The organism is Streptomyces sp. CBMA123, from assembly GCF_014596465.1.
Lineage (GTDB): Bacteria > Actinomycetota > Actinomycetes > Streptomycetales > Streptomycetaceae > Kitasatospora.
The window spans coordinates 1-6,752 of sequence record NZ_MECK01000277.1; the positions used below are offsets into that span (position 1 = coordinate 1).

The following is a 6,752-nucleotide window of genomic DNA, read 5'->3' on the forward strand; positions in this document are numbered from 1 at the left end:
GTAGGGCTCCGGGTCAGGCATGCCGCTCTCGGGGCGGACGTGTGCCGTCATGGACATCAACACTGCGCCGCCCCCACCCCCGTGACCTGCTCTGCTCGCCTACCGTAGTGCCGGTCGGGCGCACTGTCAGCGGAATCCTCGCAGAGCAGGGCGTCAGTCGGCGAGCCCGAGCGGGTCGGGGGCGGCGGCGAGCAGCTCGGGCCCGTTGTTGCGGACGCTGTTGACGGTGGGTGGGACGGCGCGGACCCGCAGGGCGCCGTCGGCGGGGCGGCGCAGCAGGTGGTGGAGTTCGGCCGGGTCGGTCCGGGCGGGGGAGAGCCAGTCGGGGAGGTCGTCGGGGGCGATGGTGAGCGGCATCCGGTCGTGGACGCGGCCGGCGGAGTCGGTCGCGTCGGTGGTGATGACGGTGGCGGTGGCGAGCCAGGCGAGCGGGTCGTCGTCGGGGCGGGTGCGGTCGCGCCAGAACTCGTACAGGCCGGCCATCAGCATCACGCCGCCGGTGCTGAGGAAGTACGGCTGCTTGTACTTCTTGCGGTCGCCCTCGGCAGGGACTTCGCGCCACTCGTAGTAGCCGTCGGCGGGGATGACGCAGCGTCGGGCGGTGAAGGCCTTGCGGAAGGCGGGCTTGGTGTCGACGGTCTCCGAGCGGGCGTTGATCATCCGGGCGCCGCCGGACGGGTCCTTGGACCAGGAGGGGACGAGGCCCCAGCGCAGCGGGCGGAACTGGCGCAGCAGTTCGCCGGTCTCCCGGTCCACGCGTTCCAGGACGGCCGGGACCGGGTCGGTCGGGGCGACGTTCCAGCTCGGGGCGAAGGCCTCGGCCGGGTCCCACCGGAGCTCTCCGAGCAGTGAGACGAGGTCCTGGGGCGTGGTGGTGGAGACGAAGCGGCCGCACATGCCCCCAGCCTGCCACCCGGCACGGACAACGGGGGCCTTCCGCCGGCAACCGGGCTCTCAGCGCGCCGGGCGGCTCTCGGCTGCGTGGCCTGGGGCGGTACCGGGGGCGTGGCCCGGGGTGTGGCCGAAGGTGCGGCGGAAGACGTCGATGAAGGCGCTGGCGGAGGACCACCCGCAGCGGTGGGCGACGGCGGTGACCGGCTGCCCCTCGGCGAGCAGCACCAGGGCGTGGTGCAGCCGCAGCTGGGTGCGCCACTGGGGGAAGGTCATGCCGAGGTCGGCGCGGAAGAGCCGGGAGAGCGTCCGGTCGCTGGCGCCGACGGTCCGGCCGAGTTCGGTGAGGGTGCGGCGGTCGGCGGGCTCGGCGTACAGCAGGGCGCACAGGGCCTGGAGCAGCGGGGTGGCGGGTGTGGGCAGGTGCAGCGGCTGCTGGGGCGAGGCGCGCAACTGGTCGAGCAGGACGGCGCGCAGCCGGGAGCGTTCGGGGCTGTCCTGGTCCGGGGCGCGGGTGTAGGCGACGATCAGTTCGCGCAGCAGCGGGCCGACGGCGAGCACGGTGGGCCGGTCGAGGCCGAGCGGGTTCTCGGTGGCGGGCAGGCCGACCAGGTGGAGTTCGAGTTCGCCGTGCGCCTGGTGGGCGTGCACGGTGCCGGCCGGGATCCAGAGCGCGCGGGTGCCGGGCGCGACCCAGGAGCCGGCGTCGGTGGTGATGGCGACCACGCCCCGGGCGGCGTAGGCGATCTGGTGGTCGTCGTGGCGGTGGGCGTCGATCCCGGTGCCGGGCGCGAGCAGCTCGGCCCGGGTCGGGGCGACGGGGTCGTGGCGGATTCTCGGCATTGTCTGGCAGGTTATCGGAAGTCCGACAGCGGTGCCGGTTCGAGCATGTCCGGGTGAGCATTCCAACGAATCGAACCAGCCGTACGTCCGCGGGGACGGAACAACTGTCGCAGAACGCGTCGATCGCCCTGCTGTCCGTCGGGCACTCCTGCGTGGACGTCTACCAGGGCGCGGTGGCGGCCCTGGTGCCCTTCCTGGTCGCCGAGCGCGGCTACGGCTACGCCGCCGTCTCGGGCGTGGTGCTGGCCGCCTCACTGCTGTCCTCGGTGGCGCAGCCGCTGTTCGGGGCGCTGACCGACCGGTGGCCGCTGCCCTGGCTGCTGCCGGTGAGCACGCTGCTGGGCGGCGCGGGCATCGCCCTCAGCGGGGTGGGCGGCTCGTACGGGCTGACGCTCGCCTGGGTGGCACTGTCGGGTGTCGGGGTGGCGGCGTACCACCCGGAGTCCGCCCGGGTGGCCCGGGCGGTGGCCGGCTCGGGCGGCAGCGGGCACCGGGGGATGGCCTGGTTCTCGCTGGGCGGCAACCTGGGCTTCGCGGCGGCCCCGCTGCTGGTCGCCGCCGTGGTCGGCCTCGGCGGACTGCGGCTGACCCCGCTGCTGGCGCTGCCGGCCCTGGCGGGCGCGGCGCTGTGCCTGCCGGTGCTGCGCGAACTGGCCCGGCGGCGGGCCGCCGGGGCGGGCACGGCGCCCCGGACCGGACAGGACGACCGGACCTCCTTCGTCAAGCTGTCGCTGGCGGTGGTGTGCCGCTCGATCGTCTTCACCGGGCTGAGCACCTTCCTGTCGCTGTACGCCGCCCAGCGCCTCGGCGGTGGCACGGCGGCGGGCACGGCGGCGCTGGTGGTGCTGTACGCGGGCGGCGCGGTGGGCTCGCTGCTGGGCGGGGCGCTGGCCGAGCGGTGGGGGCGGGTCGCGGTGGCTCGCTCGTCCTACCTGGTCGCGGCGGTGGCGGTGGCCGGGGTGCTGGTGGTGCCCGGTCCGGGACTGTACGTGTGCGTGGCGCTGACCTCGGCGGGCCTGTACGTGCCGTTCTCGCTGCAGGTGACGCTGGGGCAGGACTACCTGCCGTCGCGGATCGGCACGGCAAGCGGGATCACCCTCGGGCTGACGGTGAGTGTCGGTGGATTGGCCAGCCCGGTGATCGGCAGTCTCGCGGACGCGACCTCGCTGCGGACGGCGCTGGTGCCGCTGGTGGCGATGCCGCTGCTCAGCTGGGCGCTGTTCCGCACCCTGCCGGAGCCGGTGGTGCCGGGAGAGGAGCCGCCGGCGGCGGCGGTGGTGCCGGGGGCGCCGAAGGAGGAGCCGCCGACGGAGGGGGCGGTGAACGCCGGGACGTGAACGCCGCACCCGTCGTCCGCTCGTCCGCACCTGAGACCTGCGCCTTGCCGACGAGGGCCGGGGCTGTGTGCCTTGGGCTGGCCGGGGGATCACGGGTGGAGGCGCCGCTGCGCATCCGGGGTCGCGGGGTAGACATGGAGCCGCCACAGGGGCGATACGTATCCGAACCAGACGGGTTGGGCAGCACATGGACCAGGCCAGATCATCGATCACCGCTCACCCTCTGGTCGAGCGGATGCAGGCCGTGGCGGACGATGGCGACAAGGTCACCGAACTCCAGGGCTACCCGGCACCGCCGGGACACGGGACGTTCCGCCTCTTCCTCGACCTCTCGCTCTCCCGCTACCTGGAGATTCCGCTGGAGGCGATCCTCGCGTCGGTCGAGCCGGAGGAGACGGCTCCCGGTCCGACGAAGGTCTACGTACGGTCGTCCGCCCAACTGGTGGCCGCGCGCCGACTCACCGCCTGTGAGGCCGCCCAGGCCACGTCACCCGCGACGTCCTTGCTGCGTTCCGCACAGTGGCACCGTGTGTGCGACTGGTCCGGCTGCTGGGTGGAACCGGTCTTTCAGTAGTAAGGGTGCCCGGGTAGGCCCGCGTGGACTGCCTGACGGGTTGTCGGACCGACTGTCGGACCGGTGACGTCCCGCCCTCTCGGGGGAAGGGCGGTCACCGGCCTTTCGTGCGCGGGGGGCGCTTGCCCCGGCGGGTGAGCAGATGGACTGCGGTGGTGAGGGCGGCTGCCGCCGGGCCGGTCAGCCGAGGACGGCGAGGGTGTCGTCCAGCGTCGGCGTGCCCGGGCGGGGGCGGTTGTACGGGAGCTTGCCCAGCAGCGCCGCCATCGTGCAGCTGTCGGTCAACGCGGAGACGACCAGCGCGCCGCCGACTCCGGCCGACAGCCAGCGGGCGCCGGGCCGGGCGTGGTCGGCGAGCAGGCCGAGCAGGACCAGCGAGCCGGCCGCGAGCCTGACCTGACGGTCCATCGCCCACACCGGGCGGGCGCCGGCCACCTGGTCGACGGGGTGGCCCGCGCCCGTCCAGGCGTTGGTGCCGCCGGTGACGACGAGGGCGGTGATCCCGGCGTCGGCGAGCTGTGCGCAGGCGGACCGGGCGCGCTGTCCGGCGGCGCAGACGACGGCCAGCTCGTTCTTCCCGGCGGCGGTGCGCAGCGCGGGCAGGGCGCGGTCGAGCTGGTCGAGCGGGATGTTCCGAGCGCCCGGGATGTGGCCGCGGGCGTACTCGCCGGGGGAGCGGACGTCGATGAGGGTGAGCTGCCCGAGGCGGGGCTTGAGCTGTTCGACGGTCAGCGCTGTGGTCGGCGTGGTCATGGGGGGAGGGGTCCTCTCGGGGGTGGGGGCCGGCGCGGCTGGGCGGGCGCGGCCGGGGGACGGCGGGCCGGTCAGCGCAGGGTGGTGACCAGCATCAGGATGGCGACGCCGAGCAGGGCGATCGCGAAGGCCCGCTGCAGGGTGCGTCCGCTGAGCTTGTCGGCGAGCCGTTTGCCGTCCCAGGCGCCGAGGATCGCGGCGCCGGTGAAGGGCGCGGCCACGGCCCAGTCGATCGAGCCGGTGGCGCCGAGGCGGGGCAGCAGGGCGGCGAGGGAGTTGGCGGTGATGACCAACAGGCTGGTGCCGACCGCCTCGGCCATGGTGAAGGCGAGCACGGAGACCAGGGCGGGTACGGCGAGGAAGCCGCCGCCGACGCCGAGCAGTCCGGTGACGGCGCCGAGACCGGCGCCCGTGGCGGTGGAGCGGGCCGGTCCGGCGGCGGATCGTTCCTGCCCGCCAGTCTTGGGCGGGACCAGCATCCGCCAGGCGGCGAGCGCCGCCAGCACCGCGAAGGCGCCGGTCAGCAGCGCGCCCGGCAGGTGGGCCGAGAGCGCCCCGGCGGCGGCCGCGGCGGGCAGTCCGGCGGCGGCGAACAGCGCGCCGGTGCGCCAGCGCACCCGTCCGGCCCGGGCGTGGGCGAGCAGCCCGGTCAGCGAGGTCGCGGCGACGATCACCAGGCTCGCGGTGGTGGCGAGCGCGGGGGAGAAGCCGAGCAGGTAGACCAGGGCGGGTACGGCGAGCATGCTGCCGCCGCCACCGAGTCCGCCGAGGGCCAGTCCGACCACCGCTCCCGCGGCGAGCGCCAGCAGCAGCGTGGTCATATGACGTGTCCGGCGCTGCCGTCGGGCGTGGTGACCGGCAGGCGGGCCCGGGCCCAGGCGTTCATGCCCCCGGTGACGTTCAGCGCCTCGACGCCGCGCGCGGCGAGCAACTCGGCGGCGCGCTGGGAGCGGTGGCCGGAGCGACAGACCGTGAGCACCGTACGGCCGACGGCCTCGGGGGGCAGCCCGACTCCGGCGGCCAGGCCGACCAGCGGCAGGTGCAGGGCACCGGGGGCGTGGCCGGCCGTGAACTCGGCGGCCTCGCGGACGTCCAGCAGCACGGCGGCGCCGGTGTGGGCGAGCCGGTCGGCCTGGGCGGGGGTGATCTGACCGGGGGCGGACCGTGCTGGGTCGGATGGTCCGGGGGAGGCCGGTCCGGGGTCGGACGGCAGCTGGGGCATGGCTTTCTCCAGTGGTGGGGCCGGGCGGCGGTGGTCCGGCGGGTCGGGGGTGCCGCGGGCGGGCCGCCGATCCGTGTGCTGCGAGCGGCGGCGCGGGTGGTGACGCGGTTCTCTCGTCGGCGCCGGTCTCTCGTCGGCGCCGACGAGAGACCGGGGCGGTGCCGGGTCCGGCGGTGTGGCCGGTTCCCCCTCCGATGTCCACCATAGTACCCCCGGGGGTATTATCGAAGTGCTTCGGCGATACCCCCACCCGTATCGGCCATGGAGGTCGTATGCTGGCGTATATACCGAGGGGGGTATCCCATGCTCGCGACCGCGCCGCAGTGCCCAGGCGCCACCCAGGAGGGTTCCCCGTGTACTTCGCCCAGTTCTACCTCGACTGCCTCTCCCAGGCCTCCTACCTGATCGCCGACGAGCGCACCGGGCGCGCCGTCGTCGTCGACCCGCGCCGTGACGTCGACGAGTACGTCGCCGACGCCGAGGCCCATGGCCTGACCGTCGTCGGCGTCATCAACACCCACTTCCACGCCGACTTCCTGGCCGGCCACCTCGAACTGGCCGACCGCACCGGCGCCTGGATCGGCTACGGGCACCGGGCGGAGACCGAGTACCCGATCCGCAAGCTCACCGAGGGCGAGCGGATCGAACTCGGTGACGTCACCCTCCAGATCATGGAGACCCCCGGCCACACCCCCGAGTCGATCAGCGTCCTGGTCTACGAGCAGCCCGACGACACCGTCCCCTACGGCGTGCTCACCGGCGACGCCCTGTTCATCGGCGACGTCGGCCGCCCCGACCTGCTTGCCTCCACCGGCGTCACCGCCGAGGAACTCGGCGCCATGCTCTACGACAGCGTCCACCACAAGCTGATGGCCCTGCCCGACGAGACCCTGGTCTTCCCCGCCCACGGCGCCGGCTCCGCCTGCGGCAAGAACCTCTCCACCGACCGCCAGTCCACCATCGGCCGCGAGCGCGCCACCAACTACGCCTGCGCCCCGATGGACGAGCCGACCTTCGTCGCCCTGGTCACCGACGGCCAGCCCACCGCCCCCGGCTACTTCGGCTACGACGCCGACCTCAACCGCCGCGAGCGCGGACTCTTCGACCCGGCCGCCGTCCGCGCCCTGGCCGC

At 74.6% G+C, this 6,752-nt stretch carries 8 protein-coding genes; 3 read left to right on the plus strand and 5 right to left on the minus strand.

The window, feature by feature from the left end:
• Nucleotides 1-153: 153 nt before the first annotated feature.
• Together BG452_RS26890 and BG452_RS26895 are read right to left on the minus strand one after the other, a co-directional pair.
• Complete coding sequence (locus tag BG452_RS26890; RefSeq protein WP_188306941.1) at nucleotides 154-897, minus strand: SOS response-associated peptidase; 744 nt, start codon at nucleotides 895-897, stop codon at nucleotides 154-156.
• 57 nt (nucleotides 898-954) lie between these two features.
• The gene (locus BG452_RS26895) at nucleotides 955-1,734 is read right to left on the minus strand and encodes an AraC family transcriptional regulator (RefSeq protein WP_188306942.1); all 780 of its coding nucleotides are present in this window, start codon (nucleotides 1,732-1,734) and stop codon (nucleotides 955-957) included.
• A 104-nt stretch (nucleotides 1,735-1,838) separates the two neighbouring features.
• On the opposite strand from BG452_RS26895, the gene BG452_RS26900 reads away from it, so the two are divergent.
• Both BG452_RS26900 and BG452_RS26905 read left to right on the plus strand, forming a co-directional pair.
• Nucleotides 1,839-3,071, plus strand: coding sequence for an MFS transporter (locus BG452_RS26900; RefSeq protein ID WP_188306948.1), 1,233 nt, complete (start codon nucleotides 1,839-1,841; stop codon nucleotides 3,069-3,071).
• Between the two features lie 187 nt (nucleotides 3,072-3,258).
• Entirely contained in the window at nucleotides 3,259-3,645 is a 387-nt protein-coding gene (locus tag BG452_RS26905) for a hypothetical protein (protein WP_188306943.1), read from the plus strand.
• 180 nt (nucleotides 3,646-3,825) lie between these two features.
• Here BG452_RS26905 and BG452_RS26910 read toward each other — a convergent pair whose 3' ends face one another.
• The 3 genes from BG452_RS26910 to BG452_RS26920 form a co-directional block, all read right to left on the minus strand.
• Nucleotides 3,826-4,398, minus strand: coding sequence for a rhodanese-like domain-containing protein (locus BG452_RS26910; protein ID WP_188306944.1), 573 nt, complete (start codon nucleotides 4,396-4,398; stop codon nucleotides 3,826-3,828).
• Between the two features lie 71 nt (nucleotides 4,399-4,469).
• A complete protein-coding gene (locus BG452_RS26915) occupies nucleotides 4,470-5,219 on the minus strand; it encodes a sulfite exporter TauE/SafE family protein (RefSeq protein ID WP_188306945.1) in 750 nt (249 codons plus the stop codon).
• Nucleotides 5,216-5,620 carry a rhodanese-like domain-containing protein gene (locus BG452_RS26920; protein WP_188306946.1) on the minus strand — a complete coding sequence of 135 codons (405 nt, stop codon included), beginning with the start codon at nucleotides 5,618-5,620 and terminating at the stop codon, nucleotides 5,216-5,218. The genes BG452_RS26915 and BG452_RS26920 overlap by 4 nt, the downstream gene beginning before the upstream one ends.
• A gap of 353 nt (nucleotides 5,621-5,973) precedes the next feature.
• Here BG452_RS26920 and BG452_RS26925 point away from each other — a divergent pair.
• The coding region (locus tag BG452_RS26925) for an MBL fold metallo-hydrolase (protein WP_188306947.1) at nucleotides 5,974-6,752 on the plus strand (779 nt) is incomplete at its 3' end.

Excerpts from the sequence above, each read along its gene's own strand:
- BG452_RS26890 (WP_188306941.1), bottom strand. The coding sequence starts at position 897 with ATGTGCGGCCGCTTCGTCTCCACCACCACGCCCCAGGACCTCGTCTCA.
- BG452_RS26895 (WP_188306942.1), bottom strand. The coding sequence starts at position 1,734 with ATGCCGAGAATCCGCCACGACCCCGTCGCCCCGACCCGGGCCGAGCTG.
- BG452_RS26905 (WP_188306943.1), top strand. The coding sequence starts at position 3,259 with ATGGACCAGGCCAGATCATCGATCACCGCTCACCCTCTGGTCGAGCGG.
- BG452_RS26910 (WP_188306944.1), bottom strand. The coding sequence starts at position 4,398 with ATGACCACGCCGACCACAGCGCTGACCGTCGAACAGCTCAAGCCCCGC.
- BG452_RS26915 (WP_188306945.1), bottom strand. The coding sequence starts at position 5,219 with ATGACCACGCTGCTGCTGGCGCTCGCCGCGGGAGCGGTGGTCGGACTG.
- BG452_RS26920 (WP_188306946.1), bottom strand. The coding sequence starts at position 5,620 with ATGCCCCAGCTGCCGTCCGACCCCGGACCGGCCTCCCCCGGACCATCC.